General features: G+C 70.3%; 20 protein-coding genes. 6 read left to right on the top strand and 14 right to left on the bottom strand.

Features of this window, described 5'->3' with window-relative positions; translation table 11 throughout:
- The first annotated feature begins 46 nt into the window (after window positions 1-46).
- From AB0L71_RS25605 to cseC, 3 genes are read left to right on the top strand one after another with little or no spacing between them, the layout of a single operon-like run.
- Entirely contained in the window at window positions 47-700 is a 654-nt protein-coding gene (locus tag AB0L71_RS25605) for a hypothetical protein (RefSeq protein WP_365247209.1), read from the top strand.
- A gap of 10 nt (window positions 701-710) precedes the next feature.
- Window positions 711-1,415, top strand: a complete 705-nt coding sequence (cseB, locus tag AB0L71_RS25600) for a two-component system response regulator CseB (protein WP_365247161.1) — start codon at window positions 711-713, stop codon at window positions 1,413-1,415.
- Complete coding sequence (gene cseC / locus AB0L71_RS25595; RefSeq protein ID WP_365247159.1) at window positions 1,412-2,791, top strand: two-component system sensor histidine kinase CseC; 1,380 nt, start codon at window positions 1,412-1,414, stop codon at window positions 2,789-2,791. Before cseB ends, cseC begins: the two co-directional genes overlap by 4 nt.
- Window positions 2,792-2,879: 88 nt before the next feature.
- Here cseC and AB0L71_RS25590 read toward each other — a convergent pair whose 3' ends face one another.
- Window positions 2,880-4,472 carry an MDR family MFS transporter gene (locus AB0L71_RS25590; protein ID WP_365247157.1) on the bottom strand — a complete coding sequence of 531 codons (1,593 nt, stop codon included), beginning with the start codon at window positions 4,470-4,472 and terminating at the stop codon, window positions 2,880-2,882.
- Window positions 4,473-4,598: 126 nt separating this feature from the next.
- On the opposite strand from AB0L71_RS25590, the gene AB0L71_RS25585 reads away from it, so the two are divergent.
- Window positions 4,599-5,183: a TetR/AcrR family transcriptional regulator gene (locus AB0L71_RS25585; RefSeq protein WP_365247155.1), complete on the top strand. Its 585-nt coding sequence runs from the start codon at window positions 4,599-4,601 to the stop codon at window positions 5,181-5,183.
- Window positions 5,184-5,202: 19 nt separating this feature from the next.
- On the opposite strand, the gene AB0L71_RS25580 is transcribed toward AB0L71_RS25585, so the two are convergent.
- Window positions 5,203-5,907 (bottom strand): M23 family metallopeptidase, encoded by a 705-nt coding sequence (locus AB0L71_RS25580; RefSeq protein WP_365247153.1) that lies wholly within the window; start codon window positions 5,905-5,907, stop codon window positions 5,203-5,205.
- A 665-nt stretch (window positions 5,908-6,572) separates the two neighbouring features.
- Window positions 6,573-9,101, bottom strand: a complete 2,529-nt coding sequence (locus AB0L71_RS25575; RefSeq protein ID WP_365247151.1) for an ATP-dependent Clp protease ATP-binding subunit — start codon at window positions 9,099-9,101, stop codon at window positions 6,573-6,575.
- Between the two features lie 428 nt (window positions 9,102-9,529).
- Between AB0L71_RS25575 and AB0L71_RS25570 the strand changes: the two genes are divergently transcribed.
- Window positions 9,530-10,138: an SCO3374 family protein gene (locus AB0L71_RS25570; protein ID WP_365247149.1), complete on the top strand. Its 609-nt coding sequence runs from the start codon at window positions 9,530-9,532 to the stop codon at window positions 10,136-10,138.
- Here the strand turns inward: AB0L71_RS25570 and AB0L71_RS25565 are convergent.
- The 10 genes from AB0L71_RS25565 to AB0L71_RS25520 all read right to left on the bottom strand — a co-directional run bounded on the left by AB0L71_RS25565 (window position 10,117) and on the right by AB0L71_RS25520 (window position 18,429).
- Window positions 10,117-10,452 carry an Lsr2 family protein gene (locus AB0L71_RS25565; RefSeq protein ID WP_365247147.1) on the bottom strand — a complete coding sequence of 112 codons (336 nt, stop codon included), beginning with the start codon at window positions 10,450-10,452 and terminating at the stop codon, window positions 10,117-10,119. The genes AB0L71_RS25570 and AB0L71_RS25565 overlap by 22 nt on opposite strands.
- 147 nt (window positions 10,453-10,599) lie before the next feature.
- Window positions 10,600-11,157 carry an amino-acid N-acetyltransferase gene (locus tag AB0L71_RS25560; protein ID WP_365247145.1) on the bottom strand — a complete coding sequence of 186 codons (558 nt, stop codon included), beginning with the start codon at window positions 11,155-11,157 and terminating at the stop codon, window positions 10,600-10,602.
- Window positions 11,158-11,166: 9 nt separating this feature from the next.
- Window positions 11,167-11,679 (bottom strand): BlaI/MecI/CopY family transcriptional regulator, encoded by a 513-nt coding sequence (locus tag AB0L71_RS25555; protein ID WP_365247143.1) that lies wholly within the window; start codon window positions 11,677-11,679, stop codon window positions 11,167-11,169.
- Window positions 11,680-11,854: 175 nt separating this feature from the next.
- Complete coding sequence (locus tag AB0L71_RS25550; RefSeq protein ID WP_365247141.1) at window positions 11,855-12,034, bottom strand: hypothetical protein; 180 nt, start codon at window positions 12,032-12,034, stop codon at window positions 11,855-11,857.
- Window positions 12,035-12,094: 60 nt separating this feature from the next.
- Window positions 12,095-12,676: a hypothetical protein gene (locus tag AB0L71_RS25545; protein WP_365247207.1), complete on the bottom strand. Its 582-nt coding sequence runs from the start codon at window positions 12,674-12,676 to the stop codon at window positions 12,095-12,097.
- A 159-nt stretch (window positions 12,677-12,835) separates the two neighbouring features.
- A complete protein-coding gene (locus AB0L71_RS25540; RefSeq protein WP_365247139.1) occupies window positions 12,836-13,633 on the bottom strand; it encodes a type III pantothenate kinase in 798 nt (265 codons plus the stop codon).
- The gene (nadC, locus tag AB0L71_RS25535) at window positions 13,633-14,676 is read right to left on the bottom strand and encodes a carboxylating nicotinate-nucleotide diphosphorylase (RefSeq protein WP_365247137.1); all 1,044 of its coding nucleotides are present in this window, start codon (window positions 14,674-14,676) and stop codon (window positions 13,633-13,635) included. The genes AB0L71_RS25540 and nadC overlap by 1 nt, the downstream gene beginning before the upstream one ends.
- 2 nt (window positions 14,677-14,678) lie before the next feature.
- On the bottom strand, window positions 14,679-16,421 hold the full coding sequence (locus tag AB0L71_RS25530; RefSeq protein WP_365247135.1) for an L-aspartate oxidase: 1,743 nt from the start codon (window positions 16,419-16,421) through the stop codon (window positions 14,679-14,681).
- Window positions 16,418-17,482 carry a pantoate--beta-alanine ligase gene (gene panC / locus AB0L71_RS25525; RefSeq protein ID WP_365247133.1) on the bottom strand — a complete coding sequence of 355 codons (1,065 nt, stop codon included), beginning with the start codon at window positions 17,480-17,482 and terminating at the stop codon, window positions 16,418-16,420. Before panC ends, AB0L71_RS25530 begins: the two co-directional genes overlap by 4 nt.
- Window positions 17,482-18,429 (bottom strand): DUF2520 domain-containing protein, encoded by a 948-nt coding sequence (locus AB0L71_RS25520; RefSeq protein ID WP_365247131.1) that lies wholly within the window; start codon window positions 18,427-18,429, stop codon window positions 17,482-17,484. Before AB0L71_RS25520 ends, panC begins: the two co-directional genes overlap by 1 nt.
- A gap of 198 nt (window positions 18,430-18,627) precedes the next feature.
- Here AB0L71_RS25520 and AB0L71_RS25515 point away from each other — a divergent pair, with 198 nt between their 5' ends.
- Window positions 18,628-19,860: a beta-eliminating lyase-related protein gene (locus tag AB0L71_RS25515; protein ID WP_365247129.1), complete on the top strand. Its 1,233-nt coding sequence runs from the start codon at window positions 18,628-18,630 to the stop codon at window positions 19,858-19,860.
- On the opposite strand, the gene AB0L71_RS25510 is transcribed toward AB0L71_RS25515, so the two are convergent.
- The gene (locus tag AB0L71_RS25510; RefSeq protein WP_365247127.1) at window positions 19,861-20,553 is read right to left on the bottom strand and encodes a response regulator transcription factor; all 693 of its coding nucleotides are present in this window, start codon (window positions 20,551-20,553) and stop codon (window positions 19,861-19,863) included.
- Window positions 20,554-20,577: the final 24 nt, after the last annotated feature.

The raw sequence follows: 20,577 nt of genomic DNA, 5'->3' as shown, positions 1-20,577 counted from the left end.
CGACGGTGACGGCCGCACCAGCGGCGCCGACAGCGGAGGCGGTGCTGTGGGCACCGGCAGGACCGGCTGGGCGGCGGGCACCACGGCCCTGGCCGGGCTCGCCGTGCTCGGGCTGCTCTCCGCCGGCTGTTCCACCGGCGGCACCGGTACCCGGGACGAGGGCCCGGCGGGCACCCAGCCGGTCGCCCGGGTCACGCCGGACATCAATCCGTCGTCCACGAAGGAGCCCACGCCCCGGATCGATCCGGTGACACTGCTCAAGCGGGACCCCGTGGTCAGCGAGCGGGTCCGGACCGATCTGAAGCCCTGCAGCGGCTCTGCGTACCCGGTGGACACCTCGTACGGCACCCTCACCGGCGGTCCCTCGGCCGACGTGGTGGTGAACGTGATGACCTGCGGCGATTCGGTCGGCGTCGGCACGTATGTGTACCGCTCGAAGGACGACGGCACCTACGAGAACGTGTTCGCCATCGAGCAGCCCGCGGTGTACGGCACGATCGACCGCGGCGATCTGGTGGTGACGGCCCAGGTGTACGGGAAGAAGGACGCGGTCGCGTACCCCTCCGGCGAGGAAGTGATCACCTACCGCTGGGCGGACCACCGGTTCAGCGAACACGACCGGGTGCACAACGACTTCAACCGCGCGGTCGGTGACGGAGAAGCCGGTCTTCCGGAACCCTCCGAACCGGCGGGGAACTGAGAGCAGACCGATGGCCGAGACCCATGTCCTGTTCGTCGAGGACGACGACGTCATCCGCGAGGCCACCCAGCTGGCGCTGGAGCGCGACGGCTTCGCGGTCACCGCCATGCCCGACGGACTGTCGGGCCTCGAAGCCTTCCGTTCCGACCGCCCCGACATCGCCCTGCTCGATGTGATGGTGCCGGGACTCGACGGGGTCAGCCTGTGCCGTCGCATCCGCGACGAGTCGACGGTCCCGGTGATCATGCTGTCGGCCCGGGCCGACGCGATCGACGTGGTGCTCGGCCTGGAGGCCGGCGCCGACGACTATGTCACCAAGCCCTTCGACGGGGCGGTCCTGGTTGCCCGGATCCGCGCCGTGCTGCGTCGCTTCGGCCATGCCTCGGGCGGGCGGCCGGGAAGCGGGGAACCGGCGGCGCAGCCCGTCGGAGGGGTGCTGGTCTTCGGTGACCTGGAGGTCGACACCGACGGCATGGAAGCCCGCAGGGACGGCCGCCACGTGGCCCTGACCCCGACCGAGATGCGGCTCCTGCTGGAGTTCTCCGCCGCGCCCGGCACGGTGCTCTCCCGCGACAAGCTCCTGGAGCGGGTCTGGGACTGCGGCTGGGGCGGTGACACCCGGGTCGTGGACGTCCATGTGCAGCGGCTGCGCACCAAGATCGGCCAGGACCGGATCGAGACCGTCCGCGGCTTCGGCTACAAACTCAGGCCATGAAGCGGCCGGCCCTGCGGACGAGTGTCCGCTGGAAGATCAGTATCGCGATCGCGGCGGTCGGTGCCCTGACCGCGGTGGCGCTGAGCTTCGTCGTCCACAACGCCGCCCGGGCCTCGATGATGGAGAACGCCCGCGAGGTCCAGCTGGAGCGGCTGAAGTACGCGCAGCTGCTGTACGAGGCGAAGAAGACGCAGAAGGCCGACCCCCGGTTCGGCGCCAGGCTCAACGACCCCGCGATGCCCCGCAGCCTGCGTGCCCAGACCAACAAGAACCGGCGCGCCACGCATGTCGAGGACTCCGGGGACGGGGTACCCGACGTGTGGGCGGCCGTTCCGGTCGGCAACGGCAATGTGCTTTCGCTGCACACCCGCTTCGCGGACCGCAGCGCCACGATCATGGACGATCTCGACCGGGCGCTGGTCATCGGCTCGGTCTCGGTGGTGTTCGGCGGCTGCGCCCTGGGCGTGCTGATCGGCGGGCAGCTGTCGCGCCGGCTGCGCAAGGCGGCGGCCGCGGCGGGCCGGGTCGCGCAGGGCCGGACGGACGTCCGGGTCAGGGAAGCGGTCGGCGGTGTCGTCCAGGACGAGACGGATGAGCTGGCCGGCGCGGTGGACGCGCTGACGGACGCGCTGAACGAACGGATCGAGGCGGAGCGCCGGGTCACCGCGGACATCGCGCACGAGCTGCGCACTCCGGTGACGGGCCTGCTGACGGCGGCCGAACTGCTGCCGCCGGGCCGCCCCACCGAACTCGTACGGGACCGGGCGCAGGCGCTGCGCACCCTGGTCGAGGACGTGCTGGAGGTGGCCCGGCTGGACAGCGCGTCGGAGCGGTGTGAGCTCCAGGAGATCGCACTGGGCGAGTTCACCGCCCGGCGCATCGCTCTGCTGGACCCGGACGTGCGGGTGCGGGTCGTCCACGAGTCCTGGGTCAGCACCGATCCGCGTCGGCTGGAACGGATCCTCGGCAATCTGCTGGGGAACGCCGCCAAGCACGGCACCACTCCGGTGGAGGTCACGGTCGAGGGCCGGGTGGTACGGATCCGCGATCACGGTCCCGGGTTCCCGGCGGCGCTGCTGCGCGAGGGCCCGAGCCGGTTCCGTACCGGAAGCAGCGACCGGGCCGGGCGCGGACATGGTCTGGGGCTGACGATCGCGGCCGGTCAGGCAAGGGTCCTCGGGGCCCGGCTGACCCTCCGCAACGCGGCGCCGGAGGGGGCGGAGAAGGACACGGGCGGGGCGATCGCCGTGCTGTGGCTGCCGGAGCACGCGCCGACGGACACCGGCAGCTTCCCGGTCCCGCGCCTGGTCGGACAGCGCCCGCCGGCCGACGACGGGAAGCACGCGGAGTCCGGCCGGAGGCGGTCCGGCGGCTGAACCGGACCGGGAACAGGCTCCTGCGGGCATGCGCGGGAGCCTGACCGTGAACGGCTCGTCCACCGCGCGCAGAGCGCGTGCGAAGGGATCAGACCGCCTCGGGCTGCCCGGCGCCGGCTGCCGCGTCCGAGGACGCGCTCCCCGGGCCCGCTCCGCGCAGCGGCACCTCCTTGACGAACAGCGAAGCGAGCACGGCGATCAGTCCGGCCGAGGCGGCCACCGCGAATGCGATGTGGGTACCGGACGACACCGCGAACCGGTACGCCTCGCGCACGGCCTCCGGAAGCTTCGCCAGGCTCCCCGCATCCAGTTGCGCGGATCTCGCCGTCACTTCCCCACCGCCACGGGCCGCCATCTCGTCCCGCACTCTCCCGGTGAACAGCGTGCCCATGATCGCGACGCCGAAGGAGCTGCCGAGCGTACGGAAGAGGGTGGTGGTGGAGGAGGCGACCCCCATGTCCTTCATCTCCACGCTGTTCTGCGCGACGAGCATCGTGATCTGCATCAGGAAGCCCATGCCCGCGCCGAGTACCGCCATGTTGAGGCCCGAGGTGAACCGCGTCGTGCCGGTGTCCATCCGCGAGAGCAGAAAAAGACCGGCCACCATCAGGACCGAGCCCGTCACGGGGAAGATCTTGTACTTTCCGGTGCTGGTCGTGACCCGTCCCGCGACCACCGAGACGACCATCATCGACAGCAGCATCGGCAGGAGGAGAAGGCCCGAGTTGGTCGCCGACGCACCCTGGACGGACTGCTGATACAGCGGCAGGAACAGCACGGCGCCGAACAGCACAAAGCCCGTCATGAAACCGACGAGCGATATCAGGGTGAAGTTGCGGTTGCGGAAGAGGTGGAGCGGAATGATCGGCTCCACTGCCTTGGTCTCGACGAAGAGGAAGCCGACGAGCGAGGCGGCACCGATCGCCACGAGCTCCATGATCACGGCGGAGTTCCAGTCGTACTCCGAACCGCCCCAGGTAGTGACCAGCACGATCGCGGTGATCCCGAGGGTCAGCAGAGCCGCGCCGGGATAGTCGACCCTCGTCCTGGTGCCCTTCCGCTCAGGCAGGTGCAGCACGGCGGTGACCATGGCGAGCGCGACCGCACCCAACGGCAGGTTGATGTAGAAGTTCCAGCGCCAGCCGAGGTGATCGGTGAGGGTGCCGCCGACCAGCGGCCCGCCGATCATGGCGACTGCCATCACCCCGGCCATCATCCCCTGGTACTTGCCGCGCTCACGGGGCGGCACCAGGTCTCCGATGATCGCCATGACACCGACGATCAGACCGCCCGCCCCGAGTCCCTGGACCGCGCGGAAGCCGATCAGCTGGCCCATGTCCTGGGCCATTCCGCTCAGCACCGAGCCCACCAGGAAGAGCACGATGGACGTGAGGAAGATGCCCTTGCGCCCGTACAGATCACCGAGCTTGCCCCAGACAGGGGTGGAGGCCGCGGTGGCCAGGGTGTACGCGGTGACGACCCACGACAGGTGTTCCAGACCGCCGAGATCACCGACGATCGTCGGCATGGCGGTGCCGACGATCAGGTTGTCCAGCATGGCGAGCAGCATCGTGATCATCAGGGCCAGCATCACCACCCGGACGCCGCGCTGCCGCTTCCCGGCCGTCCCGGCAGACCGGTCGTCCGCCTCTTCGCCCGCTGCCTTCTTCAGGTCCGGCATGGTTCCCACTCCCCCTGATCCCCTGCACGGACCCGGCGCACCTACTTGCCGTCCGGCTAGTTGACTACACTGGGGAACGTAGCCCCGTAACTAGCCGGGCGTCAAGCAAGTTAGAGGGAGAGCGCCATGGGCAGCACACCGCAGCCGCGCCGGGGCAACACACGCCAGCGCATTCAGGACGTGGCCCTGGAACTCTTCGCCGAGCAGGGCTACGAGAAGACCTCGCTGCGCGAGATCTCCGAACGGCTGGATGTCACCAAGGCCGCGCTGTATTACCACTTCAAGACCAAGGAAGACATCCTGGTCAGCATCTTCGACGACCTCAGCCGGCCGATCGAGGAGCTGATCGAGTGGGGCAGGAACCAGCCCCGCACCCTGGAGACGAAGAAGGAGATCCTGCGCCGCTACAGCGCGGCACTGGCTGCCGCCGCCCCGCTCTTCCGCTTCATGCAGGAGAACCAGGCGACCGTGCGGGACCTCAGCATCGGAAAGACCATGAAGGACCGCGCCCTCGGCCTGATCGACCTGATCAACGAACCCGACGCCTCACTGACCGACCAGGTGCGCTGTTTCACCGCGCTCTTCTCGATTCACGCGGGCATGTTCGCCCTCAAGGACATCGAAGGCGACCCCGAGGAGAAGCGCGGGGCCACCCTCGAAGTCGCCTTCGACCTGATCACCCGGACACACGGCCCGGAATCCGCCGAATAGCGGGATCCGTCCGGGTCGGTCAGACCAGGACGCCCTTCTTGTGCAGGAACGAGACCGGGTTGACCGCGGAACCGTAGTGCGGGGTGTTGCGGATCTCGAAGTGCAGGTGCGGGCCGCTGGAGTTGCCCGTGTTGCCGGAGAGGGCGATCTTCTGGCCCGCCTTCACGGTCTGGCCGATGTGCACATGGATCTGCGACAGGTGGGCGTACTGCGAGTACGTGCCATTGCCGTGGCTGATCACGACGGCCTTGCCGTACGCGGGGCCGTCGCCGCCGCCGTTCGGACCGGCCTTCACGACGGTGCCGCCGTGCGCGGCCTCGACCTTGGTGCCGACCGGCACGGCGAAGTCCTGACCGGAGTGCTTGTGGGACCAGCGGGCGCCATCGTTGCCGAAGCTCGCGCTCAGCTCGTAGCGGCTCACCGGAGTCCGCCAGCCGGCGGCCTTCTTCGCGGCGGCCTTCTTCGCGGCCACACGTTCCGCCTTGGCCTTCGCCTTGGCGGCCTTGGCGGTCTTGGCCGCCTTGCTCTGCGCGGCCGCCTGCTGGGCGACCGACTCGGCGGCGCCGGAGCTGATCAGGCTCACGCTGCCGGGGGCGCCCGCGGCCGCGAACGCAGCGCCCACACCGAGGACCATCGACGCCCCCAGGCCGGCTGCCACCACGGCGCCACGGACACGGGACAGGGACGGGCGACGGGAGTGCTGGAACGAAGCGCGCTTCGACATAAGCGGAGAACCTCCGGAGATGACTGGGCCCGGCGCTCCCACCGGGCTGGCCGTTCCTTGGTAACCCGCACTCCTCGAAATGCTCAAACACCCTGTCTACGAACAAAAGCCGTAGAAGCAGCCCGGGGAATACGCCGGAAAAGAGTGGTGTCGGCACACTCCCGCACGCCTCGGGACTCTATTTTTCGGACAGGTTTAGCCCCAGCTCAAAACCAATGGAAGCGGACTAAACCTAGCCACCGCGACATCTTTCCCCTGGCGGTCAAAAGTCCTCCGCCGTGCTGGGGCGAAGGTCCTTGCCGCCGTCGCCGAACCCTCTCCTAATGCCCCTAGTAGGCCTCGGAAGGGCTGTGTGCCTTGTCACCGCCGACGGGGCCGGAGACGGTCAGATCCGGGGTCCTGGACCTGTCACCTGACGGCTCTCCCGGCTGCCCGTACTCGCACAGGCGCGCCGCCCTGAGCGCCCTCCTGAGCGCCCTCGGGACACGGCCCTGTACGAGGGCAAGGCCCACTGGCCGGACGGCGGGGGGGCGGCGGGGGAACAGCCTTCCGGGCGGCACACGGCAGCACAGGCGGCACACGGCAGCACAGAAGGGGCTGCCCCGGACCGTTTCGCAACGGTTCCGGGGCAGCCCCTTCTGATGCTCAGGCGCTCGGAGGCGTCCTTACACGTCCTTCGACATGTTCGGGCCCGCGCCACCTGCCGCCTGCTCGATCGGCGGGACGTCGGGCAGCGCCGACTTCTCCTCACCGCGGAAGGTGAACGTCTTCTCCTCACCCTCGCCCTCGGTGCCGACGACCACGATGTGACCGGGGCGCAGCTCACCGAAGAGGATCTTCTCGGAGAGGATGTCCTCGATCTCGCGCTGGATCGTCCGGCGCAGCGGCCGGGCGCCCATCACCGGGTCGTAGCCCTTCTTCGCCAGGAGCGACTTGGCTTCCGAGCTCAGCTCGATACCCATGTCGCGGTCCTTCAGGCGCTCGTCGACCTTGGCCAGCATGAGGTCGACGATCTGGATGATGTCTTCCTCGGTGAGCTGGTGGAAGACGACCGTGTCGTCGACACGGTTGAGGAACTCGGGGCGGAAGTGCTGCTTGAGCTCTTCGTTGACCTTGTTCTTCATCCGCTCGTAGCCGGTCTTGACGTCACCCTGGGCGGCGAAGCCCAGGTTGAAGCCCTTGGAGATGTCCCGGGTCCCGAGGTTGGTCGTCATGATGATGACCGTGTTCTTGAAGTCCACGACCCGTCCCTGGGAGTCGGTCAGACGACCGTCCTCCAGGATCTGGAGCAGGGAGTTGAAGATGTCGGGGTGGGCCTTCTCGACCTCGTCGAAGAGGACGACGGAGAACGGCTTGCGGCGCACCTTCTCGGTGAGCTGGCCGCCCTCCTCGTAGCCCACGTAACCAGGGGGAGAGCCGAAGAGACGGGAGACCGTGTGCTTCTCGCTGAACTCCGACATGTCGAGGGCGATCAGCGCGTCCTCGTCACCGAAGAGGAACTCGGCGAGCGTCTTGGAGAGCTCCGTCTTACCGACACCGGACGGACCGGCGAAGATGAACGAGCCACCGGGGCGCTTCGGGTCCTTCAGACCGGCTCGCGTACGACGGATCGCCTGCGAGAGGGCCTTGATCGCGTCCTTCTGGCCGATGACACGCTTGTGGAGCTCGTCCTCCATGCGCAGCAGCCGGGAGGACTCCTCCTCCGTCAGCTTGAAGACCGGGATGCCGGTGGCGGTGGCCAGGACCTCGGCGATCAGCTCGCCGTCGACCTCGGCCACGACGTCCATGTCGCCGGCCTTCCACTCCTTCTCGCGCTTGGTCTTCGCGGCGAGAAGCTGCTTCTCCTTGTCGCGCAGGGAAGCGGCCTTCTCGAAGTCCTGCGAGTCGATCGCGGACTCCTTGTCGCGGCGGACGGCCGCGATCTTCTCGTCGAACTCGCGGAGGTCCGGCGGCGCGGTCATCCGGCGGATACGCATCCGGGAACCGGCCTCGTCGATCAGGTCGATCGCCTTGTCCGGCAGGAAGCGGTCCGAGATGTACCGGTCGGCCAGCGTCGCGGCCTGGACCAGCGCCTCGTCCGTGATGGAGACGCGGTGGTGGGCCTCGTAGCGGTCGCGCAGACCCTTGAGGATCTCGATGGTGTGCGGCAGCGACGGCTCCGCGACCTGGATGGGCTGGAAGCGGCGCTCGAGAGCGGCGTCCTTCTCCAGGTGCTTGCGGTACTCGTCGAGCGTCGTGGCACCGATGGTCTGCAGCTCACCGCGGGCCAGCATGGGCTTGAGGATGCTGGCGGCGTCGATCGCGCCCTCGGCGGCACCCGCACCGACCAGGGTGTGGAGCTCGTCGATGAACAGGATGATGTCGCCGCGGGTGCGGATCTCCTTGAGGACCTTCTTCAGGCGCTCCTCGAAGTCACCGCGGTAGCGGGAGCCGGCGACCAGCGCACCGAGGTCGAGGGTGTAGAGGTGCTTGTCCTTGAGGGTCTCGGGCACCTCGCCCTTGACGATGGCCTGCGCCAGACCCTCGACGACCGCCGTCTTGCCGACGCCGGGCTCGCCGATGAGAACCGGGTTGTTCTTGGTACGGCGGGACAGCACCTGCATGACCCGCTCGATCTCCTTGCCGCGCCCGATGACCGGGTCGAGCTTGGACTCACGAGCCGCCTGGGTGAGATTCCGGCCGAACTGGTCGAGCACCAGGGACGTGGAGGGCGTGCCTTCCGCGGGGCCGCCCGCGGTTGCCGCCTCCTTGCCGCCCGAGTACCCGGAGAGCAGCTGGATGACCTGCTGCCGCACCCGGTTCAGGTCGGCTCCCAGCTTCACGAGGACCTGGGCCGCGACGCCCTCGCCCTCACGGATCAGGCCGAGCAGGATGTGCTCGGTGCCGATGTAGTTGTGGCCGAGCTGGAGGGCCTCACGGAGCGACAGCTCCAGGACCTTCTTGGCCCGGGGCGTGAAGGGGATGTGGCCGGACGGGGCCTGCTGGCCCTGGCCGATGATCTCCTCCACCTGCTGGCGGACCGCCTCGAGCGAAATCCCGAGGCTCTCCAGGGCCTTAGCGGCGACACCCTCACCCTCGTGGATAAGGCCCAGGAGGATGTGCTCGGTGCCGATGTAGTTGTGGTTGAGCATCCGGGCTTCTTCCTGAGCCAGGACGACAACCCGCCGCGCGCGGTCGGTGAACCTCTCGAACATCGTTAATCGCTCCTCAGAGCGGTCAGGCAGTAAGGGGTCGGTCCCCTCCCTGTCCTTCCGCAGCTTAGTCCCGCAAGCGGGGACCGCTCATTCCGACTGCCGACACCGTTCTTGGCCTCCTGCCCCGAACGCCGACATCTGCTCCAACCCGATGGTGCGAGACGATGTTCCCGCAGGCCAGGCAGATACCCCTTTCGCCAGTACGCCGATGGCGAACGTGAGACGCCCGGGCCTGCGTGCCGCCCCTCCCCACTAGGGATGTCTTACCCGCAATGAGAGACGGTCCATGCGGCGCACGTCCGTTCCCTCCGCTACGGGCGAACATCTTCGCGCTCCGGCGCACCCCTCCACACCCCCATTTCGGACACACCACGCATTCGTGCAACGACTTTGCGTAACCATGGGAGTGGTTCGGCCGTTCTTCTGACATGACCACCACCGTCCCGCGCCCTCTGCCCTCGCGCCCCGAGGGGCGGGAGAGCCGCACCGGGAGCGCACCGTGGTCGCACTGGTACGAGCACGAACTCGGCTGGGCGACCGAGGGCACCGCGCCGGTGCGGCTGCTGACCGGGCTGCGGTTCGACGTCCTGGAAGTGCCTGCGGCCGCCGGACGTACGGCGCTGCGACGGGTCGGCCGCACCGGACCCGTGGCGCTGACGGAAGCGCGGATGCAGTTGCTGGTGGCGGCGGGAAGCGCCGACGAGCTGCCCGGACTGCTCGACTGGCTGGAGTGGGGCGGGGTCACCCTCTCGCTGACCGCCATCGGCGCGGGCGGCCGGATCACTGCTCCGGCACCACCCGGACGGGCGGCGGGCCGGTCGGGGGCCGCTGTGTGGTTGCGGCCCCCCGGGCTGCGGCGCGAGGGAGAACCGGATCTCCCGGCCCTCGTCGGCCTCGGGAGCAGGGGTGGGGGTACTCCCGATCTCGCACGGCTCGTGGACGCGGTGGCGACGGAATGCCACCGGGACCGGTTGACGCGTGCCCGAACGGGGCGGTCGACCGATGAGTCGACAGCTCAGCCGTTGGCCTTCTCGTAAGCCTCACGGATCTCCGCGGGAACACGGCCGCGGTCATTCACATTGTGGCCGTTCTCGCGCGCCCACTTACGGATCTCCGCAGTGTCCTTGTTGCCGCCGGCAACGGCACGGCCCTTACCGCGACCGCCCGCAGCACGGCCACCGGTACGCCTGCCACCCTTGGTGTACGGCTCAAGAAGACCACGGAGCTTGTCCGCGTTGCTCGTGGTGAGGTCAATCTCGTACGTCTTGCCATCCAGCGCGAACGTGACTGTCTCGTCAGCCTCGCCACCGTCGAGGTCATCGACAAGAAGGACCTGAACCTTCTGTGCCACCGGATTTCCTTTCATCGAAAATGCAGTACGCGGAAAGGAAACCGCTTTTCGCCGGAAAACACAAACCCCTGGGAGAGGTTCAGGATCCCGAGAACACGGGAAACATGCGCGATTCGGACATAGGGCTACACCGGCTTCTTGTGACGGTCACAGGTGCAGAAGCATCCGGCTGTTGCCCAAGGTGTTCGGCTTCACCCGTTCGAGACCCAGGAACTCCGCTACACCCTCGTCATAGGAACGCAGCAGCTCACTGTAGACATCTCCGTCGACCGGAGTCTCTCCGATCTCCACGAAGCCGTGCTTCGCGAAGAAGTCGACTTCGAAGGTGAGACAGAAAACCCGACGCACACCCAGCCAACGGGCGGTCTGCAACAACTTGTCCAGTACCTGGTGCCCCACCCCGGTGCCCCTGATGCTGTGATCGACCGCGAGAGTACGCACTTCAGCGAGGTCTTCCCACATCACGTGCAGTGCGCCGCAGCCGATGACCCGGGCGTCCTCGTCGCGTTCCGCGATCCAGAACTCCTGGATGTCCTCGTAAAGCGTCACGGTTGCTTTGTCGAGGAGGATGCCTTCACGCACGTACCCGTCGAGGAGGTGGCGGACCGATGCCACATCGGTGGTCCTGGCACGGCGGACGGTGATGGCTACGTTTTTAACCGACGGTTCGGTACGGAAGTCAGTATGCGGAAGCTCTGAGGACATACCCAGACGCTATCGCCCGGTCTCCGGTCCCGCGCCATCGGCCGGATCTTCGGCCGCTTCTCGGAGCGGTTCATCAGCTGGTTCATCGGCCGGTTCATCGGCCCCTTCATCCACTGCTCCATCCGGCGCTTCACCGGACGGGGGGCGGGGAGCGCCCTGGAGATCGGGCCGAACGATCCGCATCGCGTCCTGGAGGGCCTCACGCTGCTCGGCGGACATCATGCCGAAGAACGCCACGAGAGCCGCGGCGGGGTTGTCGCTGTGCGACCAGGCTTCGTTCATCAGTGCGGCCGAGTATGCGGCGCGGGTGGAGACCGCCGTATATCGATATGCGCGGCCATCGACTTCCCTGCGCAACCAGCCCTTCTGATGGAGATTGTCCATTACCGTCATGACGGTGGTGTAGGCGATGGAGCGTTCCTGCTGAAGGTCCTCAAGAACTTCCCGCACCGTGACCGGGCGGTTCCATTGCCAGACCCGCGTCATCACGGCGTCTTCCAGATCTCCCAAGGGGCGAGGCACGGTGTCACTTTAGTGCCAAATATCCGATATGCCCTGCTATGCACGCAAAAGGGGCGCACGACTCCTCACAAGTCGTGCGCCCCTTTGTATGTCGCGGGGTCCGCAGAGGTATGTCGCGGGGTCCGCAGAGGTATGTCGCGGGGTCCGCAGAGGTATGTCGCGGGGTCCGCAGAGGTCAGGCGCGGTCGGAACGCGGCGTCTGCTGGACCGGCTCGGCGCCGGCGAGCGCCATGTCCACGGCCGCGTCCTCCTTGGCCTTGTTGGGACCGCCCTGGCTCTTGACGATCGTCACGACGAGGCCGATGAAGAAGGCGGCCATCACCACGGGAGGCAGGAGCGCGGCTACGTAGTCCATGGCATCCAGAGTAGCGAGGCCGGTACGGGCTTCCACGCGCCCCCTCCGCGTTCGGCGCGGCTACCCCGCGGCCCGCTGCTGCGGCGGCGGCACCGGACGACGCGGCGGGAAGACCTCCGAGGGCTTCGGTGCCGCCGGGCGCTCGGACGGCTGCGCCGGCTTGGGCGGTGCCGCCGGGGCCTTCGGCCGTTCGGGGTCGGTGTCGGCGGCCCGGCCACCCGGAAGAGCAAGGAGCCTGCTGCGGGGTGCGGGTGCCGCCGTCGGGGTGGCACGTCCGGCGAGACGGGCCCGTACCGACCGCTCCGCGAGCACCTGACAGCGTTCCAGCAGGGACGCGGCCACCGGTCTGCTGCGCAGGGCGCGCAGCGCGGCCAGGTCCTCGGGGCAGGGGTCGTATCCGCCCGCCAGCGCGTCCTGGAGCAGCTCCAGGTAACCGCCGACGGAGCCGGGGAGGGCGTCGCGGTAGCGGACGAGGTCGGCGAGGAGGAACGCGCGCAGCCGTCCCGCCTCGCTCACCGCCTCGTCCACGGCGCCTGCCAGCCGCAGGCAGTCCTGGACGTCCTCGTCGGGCAGGGGGGCAGGGTGGAGGGCGATGGCGAGGGCGCGTCGGAGCACACGCAGCTCGTCCGCGCTGAACGCCATACCGCCGCGTGATCCGTAAGGCGTGGGCATGGCGCGACAATACGTGCTAAAGGGACAAAATCGGCTTAGCTGGCAGTCGGCGGCGCGGCGGCGACCCCCGTTCCGCCGAACCGTTCCCGCAGGTGGGCCCCTGTCCCTTCACTCCGCACGACGGCGTCCCTACAACCGGGACACGTTCCGCTCGTACACCAGACGCAGACCGATGAGGGTGAGCCAGGGCTCGTGCTCGTCGATGACGGAGGACTCGCCCAGCACCATAGGCGCAAGGCCGCCCGTCGCGATGACGGTGACGTCGTCGGGATCGGCCGCCAGCTCCCGCTTCATCCGTGTGACGACGCCGTCGACCTGACCCGCGAAGCCATAGATGATGCCGGCCTGCATCGCCTCGACAGTGTTCTTGCCGATCACGCTGCGCGGCCGGGCCAGCTCGATCTTGCGGAGCTGAGCACCCTTGACGCCCAGTGCGTCGACCGAGATCTCGATGCCGGGGGCGATGACACCGCCGGAGTACTCGCCGCGGGCGGAGACCGCGTCGAAGGTGGTGGCCGTACCGAAGTCGACGACGATCGCCGGACCGCCGTACAGGTCGACGGCGGCGACCGCGTTGATGATGCGGTCCGTGCCGACCTCCTTCGGGTTGTCCATCAGGATCGGCACCCCGGTCTTGATGCCCGGCTCGACGAGGACCGCGGGGACATCGCCGTAGTAGCGGCGGGTCACCTCGCGCAGCTCGTGCAGGACGGCCGGGACCGTGGAACAGATCGCGATGCCCTCGATGCCGTCGCCCAGCTCCTCGCCGAGCAGCGGGTGCATGCCCATCAGGCCCTGGAGCAGCACCGCGAGCTCGTCGGCGGTACGGCGGGCGTCGGTGGAGATCCGCCAGTGCTCGACGATCTCCTCGCCGTCGAACAGGCCGAGGACGGTGTGGGTGTTGCCGACGTCGATGGTGAGCAGCATCAGACGTCGGCCCCGTCGGTGTCGCGGAAGTCCAGGCCGATGTCGAGAATCGGCGAGGAGTGCGTGAGCGCGCCCACGGCCAGGTAATCGACGCCCGCTTCCGCGTAGGCGCGTGCGGTGTCGAGGGTGAGCCGGCCGGAGGACTCCAGAGTCGCGCGGCCGCCGACCAGGGCGACCGCCTCGGCCGTCTGGAGCGGGGTGAAGTTGTCGAGCAGGATCAGGTCGGCGCCCGCCTCGAGCACCTCGCGGACCTGCTGAAGGGTGTCGACCTCGACCTCGACCGGGACGTCCGGGAACGCGTCCCGTACCCGCTTGAACGCCTCGGCCACACCACCCGCCGCGACGACGTGGTTGTCCTTGACCAGCGCCGCGTCGGCCAGCGACATGCGGTGGTTGACGCCGCCGCCGCAGCGCACCGCGTACTTCTCCATGGCGCGCAGGCCCGGGGTGGTCTTGCGGGTGTCGCGGACCTTGGCCTTCGTGCCTTCGAGCACATCGGCCCAGGCGCGGGTGGCGGTCGCGATGCCGGAGAGCCTGCAGAGCAGGTTGAGTGCGCTGCGCTCGCCGGTGAGCAGGTCGCGGGTGCGGGTGGTGACGGTCAGCAGCTTCTGGCCGGGGGCGACGCGGTCGCCGTCCTCGACATGGCGCTCGACCTCGAACTCGTCCGTGCAGACGATGGACAGCACGGCCTCGGCAACCCGCAGTCCGGCTACGACGCCCGCCTCACGGGCGGTGAAGTCGCCGATGGCCACGGCGTCCTCGGGGACGGTCGCGACGGTGGTGACGTCGACACCGCCGTCCAGGTCCTCCTCGATGGCGACGTGCGCGACGTCCTCGACCTGGACCGGGTCCAGGCCGGCCTCGGCGAGGAGCTGGGCGAGGTCGGGGTCGAGGCCGCACTCCAGCGGACCGGTCTCGTAGAACTCGTCCCCGCCGCAGCCGCAGCCGTCCCCGCAGCCGCCCTCGGACGGTGCGGGCGCGCCGATCTGGATCAGCGGTACGTCCACGGGTGTGGGGCGCGGATTCTCTTCGGGCGTGCTCACGGTTACGGCTCCTCGGTGACGTCGGCGGGGTGATTCAGGGGTGCTGCTGCGCAGTCTGGTGCCTGCTCGGGTGCTACGGGCCCGAATGCCGAGGTCTCCGTCCGACGGAGGACCAGTTGACGCTCCGGGGTGAGCCGGACGACGAGGTGGCGGCGCCAGTTCTCGTCGTCGCGCTCGGGCCGGTCCTCGCGCCAGTGGCAGCCGCGGGTCTCCTCGCGGGTGCGGGCGGCGGCGACCAGGACGCGCGAGACGAGCAGCAGGTTGGTGACCTCCCACGCCTCGACGCCGGGCACGACGGCCTCGGGGTCGGCGGCCTCGGCGGTCTCGGCGGCGCTCCGGTGCAGGGCCTCCAGCTCGTCGGCTGCGGCGGCCAGGCTCTCGGCGGAGCGGAGGACCCCGGCGCCACGGGTCATGATCCGCTGGATCGTGCCGCGCGCCTCGGGGTCGAGCAGCGGCAGGGGGGTGGGGAGGGGGTCCGCGGTCGCGGCCCCTGCGGCGGGACGGTCCTCGACGATGTCCGCCGCGATGCGCTCGGCGAAGACGAGGCCCTCCAGGAGGGAGTTGGACGCCAGCCGGTTGGCCCCGTGCACACCGGTGCAGGCGACCTCGCCGCAGGCGTACAGACCGGGCACGGTCGTACGTCCCCGCAGGTCGGTGCGGATGCCGCCGGAGGCGTAGTGCGCGGCGGGGGCGACCGGTACGGGTTCGGTGACCGGGTCGATGCCGTGGGCGCGGCAGGCGGCCAGGATGGTGGGGAAGCGCTGTTCCCACATCTCGGCGCCGAAGTGGCGGGCGTCGAGATACATGTGGTCGGTACCGTTCAGCTCCATCCGGCGGGTGATGGCCTTGGCGACGATGTCGCGCGGGGCCAGTTCCGCCAGCTCGTGCTGCCCCACCATGAAGCGCGTGCCGGACGCGTCGACGAGATGGGCGCCCTCGCCGCGTACCGCCTCCGACACCAGGGGCTGCTGGCCCTCGGAACCGGCTCCGAGGAAGAGGACCGTCGGGTGGAACTGGACGAATTCGAGGTCGGAGACCTCCGCACCGGCCCGCAGCGCCAGGGCCACGCCGTCGCCGGTGGACACCGCCGGGTTGGTGGTGGCGGAGAAGACCTGGCCCATGCCGCCGGTGGCGAGGACCACCGCCGGGGCGCGGACCGCGCCGACGCCGTCGTGCCGGCCCTCGCCCATGACGTGCAGGGTGACGCCCGCCGCACGGCCGTCGGCATCGGTGAGGAGGTCCAGGACCAGGGCGTTCTCGATGGTGTGCAGGGCGGCCTCGCGGACCGCCTCGACCAGGGTGCGGGAGATCTCGGCTCCCGTCGCGTCGCCGCCCGCGTGGGCGATGCGGCTGCGGTGGTGGCCGCCCTCGCGGGTCAGCGCGATACCACCGTCGGCCGTGGTGTCGAAGTGGGCGCCGGTCCCGATCAGCCGGCGTACCGCGCCGGGGCCCTCGGTGACCAGGGTGCGTACCGCGGCCTCGTCGCACAGGCCCACGCCCGCGACCAGGGTGTCGTCCAGATGCTGCTGAGGGGTGTCGCCCTCGCCGAGCGCGGCCGCGATGCCGCCCTGAGCCCAGCGGGTGGAGCCGTCGTCGAGACGGGCCTTGGTGACGACGACGGTCGCGAGGCCCGCGGCCGCGCAGCGCAGCGCGGTGGTGAGACCGGCCACGCCGGAGCCGACCACCACGACGTCGGCGTCGATGGACCAGCCGGGGGCGGGGGCGGTCAGCCGTATTCCGGTCACGCAGAGGCTCCGAAGGTCAGCGGGATGTTGTCGATGAGGCGGGTCCTGCCGACCTTCGCGGCGACGGCGAGGATCGCGTCGCCGCTGGTGCGGTCGTCGGGGATCTCGGTGAAGTCGGCCGGGTCCACGAGCGCGAGGTAGTCCAGGGCGAGCGGCGGCTGTTCGGCGGCCGCGTCGTCGAGGATCAGCTGCGCCGCGGCGCGCACCGCCGCGGGTCCGTCCACGGGACGGGCCAGCGCGACCGCCTGGGTGTCGGCGGCGGCACGGGTCTCGCCGAGCGCGGTGAGCGCGGCCGCCCTGCCGGTGGTCGCCGCCGCGGTGGTCCGCGCGCGGGCGTGCAGCGCCTGCTGGGCGGCGAGCCGGTCCCGCGCGGCGAACAGGGCCCGGGACAGGGCGAGGGCGGTGTGCCGTTCCTCGGCGTCCAGGAAGCGGTTGCGGCTGGAGAGCGCGAGGCCGTCCGGTTCGCGGACCGTATCCACCCCGACGATCTCCACGGGGAAGTTCAGATCCCGCACCATGCGGCGGATCAGCGCCAACTGCTGGGCGTCCTTCTGGCCGTAGAACGCGAGGTCGGGGCGAGTGAGGTGGAGAAGTTTGGCGACGACGGTGAGCATTCCGTCGAAGTGCCCGGGACGGAAGGCGCCTTCGAGCCGCTCGCCCATCGGGCCCGCCGTGATCCGGACCTGTGGTTCGCCGCCGGGGTACACCTCGTCGACGGAGGGTGCGAAGACCACGTCGGCCCCGGCGGCACCGGCCACGGCGAGATCGGCTTCGAGGGTGCGGGGGTAGCGCTCCAGGTCGGCGGCCTCGCCGAACTGCAGCGGGTTGACGAAGACCGTGACGACGACCTGGCCGTCCGGGCCCGCGGCCTCGCGTGCGGTACGGATGAGCGTGGCGTGGCCCTCGTGCAGGGCGCCCATGGTCATGACGACGGCCCGCTGCCCCGTGCGGGGGGCGAACGCGGTGAGCTCGGCGGCCGTCCGCAGCAGGGCGGGGGCGGTGCGGGGGCGGGGCGTGCCGGGCGTGGGGGTGACGCCGGACCTGCCGTTCGTGTCGGTCATCAGGACTCCTGGGGTCCGGGGCCGCCCGCGGTGCCGACGCCGTCGGCCAGGACGCCGAGCAGGTCCTCGGCCAGCTCCGGCTTGAGCATGCCGTGGGCGAGCGCGCGGTCGGCGGTGGCGCGGGCCATGGCGACGTAGCCGGCCACGGCCTGCGGAGCGTGTCGGTGCAGCTCATCGATGTGCGCGGCGACCGTGCCGGCGTCGCCGCGGGCCACCGGGCCGGTCAGAGCGGCGTCGCCGGAGCGCAGGGCGTTGTCGAGCGCGGCACCGAGCAGAGGGCCGAGCATCCGGTCGGGGGCGGCGACCCCGGCCGACCGCAACAGCTCCATCGACTGGGCGACCAGGGTGACCAGGTGGTTCGCACCGAGGGCGAGCGCCGCGTGATAGAGCGGGCGGGACTCCTCCGCGATCCACTCGGGCTCGCCGCCCATCTCGATGACCAGCGCCTCGGCGGCGAGCCGCAGCTCCTCGGGCGCGGTCACGCCGAAGGAGCAGCCGGCCAGCCGCTGGACGTCGACGGGGGTCCCGGTGAACGTCATCGCCGGGTGCAGGGCGAGCGGCAGGGCGCCGGCCCGCAGAGCCGGGTCGAGCACCTTCGTCCCGTACCGCCCCGAGGTGTGGACGATCAGCTGGCCGGGCCGCACCGCGCCGGTCCGGGCCAGCCCCTCGACCAGGCCGGGCAGGGCGTCGTCGGGAACGGTCAGCAGCACCAGCTCGGCGCGGGCGAGGACCTCGGCGGGCGGCACCAGAGGGACGTCGGGAAGCAGCGCGGCCGCCCTGCGTACGGACGCGTCGGAGACGCCCGACACGGCGACCGGACGGTGCCCGGCGAGTTGCAGCGATGCGGCGAGCGCGGGGCCGACCCGGCCCGCGCCCACGACGCCGACCGTGAGGCGGGCGGGGCGATCCCTCGCGTCGAGGGGCTCCTTGGGGACTGTTGCATTCACCTGGCGATGGCCTTCCGTTCCAGTCCGCGGGGGGTACCGGACGATTTCTCTGCATGCTACGCCAGCGTTTCGCCCTGCCCTCCGGCTGTCCACAGCCTGTGGGAAAAGTCCGGGCGGCGCACGCTCCGCGCCCCGGGCGGTCCGGTGGATTTCGGGCCTGAGCTGGGCTCCGCAGGGTGTTTGCATGATGATCGTCCCATGACTGACACGGCAGGAACGGCTGAGCAGGGGCAGGGCGGGGCGGCAGGCGACGCCGGGACGCAGGAGCCGCTGGACGCGCAGGAGCAGGAGGGTGCACAGGAGGCCGCACAGCGTCTGCGCAGGCGGACCGCCTGGCGCGCGGCCGGACGGGCACTGGCCAGGCCGCCCATGGACCTCTCGCTCGGTGACCGGCTCACCGCTCTCGCGACGGAGGCCGGTTCGGTCACCGCTCTCGACCGCCCTGTGGACATGTACGGCGACGGCGTCGTCACCGACCTGGAGGAACGGATCGCGGACCTCCTGGGCACGGAGGCCGCCGCGTTCTTCCCGACCGGGACGATGGCACAGCAGGTCGCGCTGCGGTGCTGGGCCGGGCGGACCGGCAATTCCACGGTGGCGCTGCACCCCCAGGCCCATCCCGAGGTGCACGAGCGCGGTGCGCTGGGAGCGGTGAGCGGGCTGCGCACCGTCCATCCGACGTCCGCGCCCCGGCTGCCCACGGCCCAGGAGATCCGCGACTTCGCCGAACCGTTCGGCACCCTGATGCTGGAACTGCCGTTGCGCGACGCCGGTTTCGTCCTGCCGACGTGGGAGGAGCTGGAGGCCGTGGTGGCGGCGGCGCGGGAACGCGAGGCGGTGGTGCACTTCGACGGCGCGCGGCTGTGGGAATGCTCCTCGCATTTCGGGCGGGAGCTGCCGGAGATCGCGGCGCTCGCGGACAGCGTGTACGTGTCGTTCTACAAGTCCCTCGGCGGAATCTCCGGGGCCGCGCTGGCCGGTTCCGAGTCGCTGATCGCGGAGGCCCGCACCTGGCGCCACCGGTACGGCGGGCAGCTGGCCCAGCAGTTCCCGGCGGCGCTCTCCGCGCTGATCGGCCTGGACCAGGAGCTGCCGCTGCTGCCTTCGTACGTGGCGCAGGCGCGGATGGTGGCCGGGGTGCTGGCCGAGGCTCTCCCGGCGGCCGGCGTCGGCTGGTCCCGGGTCCATCCGGAGCCGCCGCACACCCACCAGTTCCAGGTGTGGCTGCCGTACGAGGCGGATGTCCTGACGGAGGCCTCGGTACGGCAGGCGGAGGAGACGGGCGTGGTGCTCTTCCGCACCTGGCGGCCGTGCGATACCGGGCCGGGCGGGGTGGCGTTCACCGAGGTCACGGTGGGCCGGGACGGACTGGAGTGGACGGCGGCGGATGTCCGGGCGGCGGTGGCGGACTTCGTGGCGCGCCTGCCCTGATCAGGGGCCGAAGGGCCGGCCCGCCGGGCCCCCGCCGGCCCTGACCAGCCCCGTCTCGTACGCGAGAACGACGACCTGCACCCGGTCGCGCAGGCCCAGCTTGGTGAGGATGCGGCCCACGTGCGTCTTCACAGTCGCCTCGGAGAGCACGAGGCGGCCCGCGATCTCGCCGTTCGACAGCCCCTGCGCCACCAGCAGCATCACTTCGCGTTCGCGCTCGGTGAGCCTGCCGAAGCTCTCGTGCCGCGGTTCGCTCCGGGCGCTCGGCAGCATCGACGAGAAACGGTCGAGCAGGCGACGCGTGGTGGAGGGGGCGACGACGGCGTCACCGCTGTGCACGGAGCGGATGGCGGCGAGCAGTTCGGCCGGCGGCACGTCCTTGAGCAGGAAGCCGCCGGCCCCGGCCCGCAGCCCGGAGAAGGCGTACTCGTCGAGGTCGAACGTGGTCAGGATGAGCACCTTGGGCGCGTCGGGCTGCGTACAGATGTGACGGGTCGCCTCCACACCGTCCATCCGCGGCATCCGGACATCCATCAGCACCACGTCGACGGCGGTGGAGCGCAGGATCTCGATCGCTTCGGCGCCGTCTCCGGCCTCGGCCACGACCTCCATGTCCGGCTGGGCGGCAAGCACCATCCGGAAGCCGGTGCGCAGCAGCGCCTGGTCGTCGACGAGCATCACGCGGATCGCCATGAAGGTCCGGTCTCCTGGTCTGTA

The organism is Streptomyces sp. NPDC052052 (assembly GCF_040680455.1).
Taxonomy (GTDB): Bacteria; Actinomycetota; Actinomycetes; order Streptomycetales; family Streptomycetaceae; genus Streptomyces.
This window is presented reverse-complemented; position numbering and strand designations above follow the sequence as displayed.

Excerpts from the sequence above, each read along its gene's own strand:
- cseB (WP_365247161.1), top strand. The coding sequence starts at position 711 with ATGGCCGAGACCCATGTCCTGTTCGTCGAGGACGACGACGTCATCCGC.
- cseC (WP_365247159.1), top strand. The coding sequence starts at position 1,412 with ATGAAGCGGCCGGCCCTGCGGACGAGTGTCCGCTGGAAGATCAGTATC.
- AB0L71_RS25590 (WP_365247157.1), bottom strand. The coding sequence starts at position 4,472 with ATGCCGGACCTGAAGAAGGCAGCGGGCGAAGAGGCGGACGACCGGTCT.
- AB0L71_RS25585 (WP_365247155.1), top strand. The coding sequence starts at position 4,599 with ATGGGCAGCACACCGCAGCCGCGCCGGGGCAACACACGCCAGCGCATT.
- AB0L71_RS25580 (WP_365247153.1), bottom strand. The coding sequence starts at position 5,907 with ATGTCGAAGCGCGCTTCGTTCCAGCACTCCCGTCGCCCGTCCCTGTCC.
- AB0L71_RS25575 (WP_365247151.1), bottom strand. The coding sequence starts at position 9,101 with ATGTTCGAGAGGTTCACCGACCGCGCGCGGCGGGTTGTCGTCCTGGCT.
- AB0L71_RS25570 (WP_365247149.1), top strand. The coding sequence starts at position 9,530 with ATGACCACCACCGTCCCGCGCCCTCTGCCCTCGCGCCCCGAGGGGCGG.
- AB0L71_RS25560 (WP_365247145.1), bottom strand. The coding sequence starts at position 11,157 with ATGTCCTCAGAGCTTCCGCATACTGACTTCCGTACCGAACCGTCGGTT.
- AB0L71_RS25550 (WP_365247141.1), bottom strand. The coding sequence starts at position 12,034 with ATGGACTACGTAGCCGCGCTCCTGCCTCCCGTGGTGATGGCCGCCTTC.
- AB0L71_RS25545 (WP_365247207.1), bottom strand. The coding sequence starts at position 12,676 with ATGGCGTTCAGCGCGGACGAGCTGCGTGTGCTCCGACGCGCCCTCGCC.
- AB0L71_RS25540 (WP_365247139.1), bottom strand. The coding sequence starts at position 13,633 with ATGCTGCTCACCATCGACGTCGGCAACACCCACACCGTCCTCGGCCTG.
- panC (WP_365247133.1), bottom strand. The coding sequence starts at position 17,482 with ATGACCGACACGAACGGCAGGTCCGGCGTCACCCCCACGCCCGGCACG.
- AB0L71_RS25515 (WP_365247129.1), top strand. The coding sequence starts at position 18,628 with ATGACTGACACGGCAGGAACGGCTGAGCAGGGGCAGGGCGGGGCGGCA.
- AB0L71_RS25510 (WP_365247127.1), bottom strand. The coding sequence starts at position 20,553 with ATGGCGATCCGCGTGATGCTCGTCGACGACCAGGCGCTGCTGCGCACC.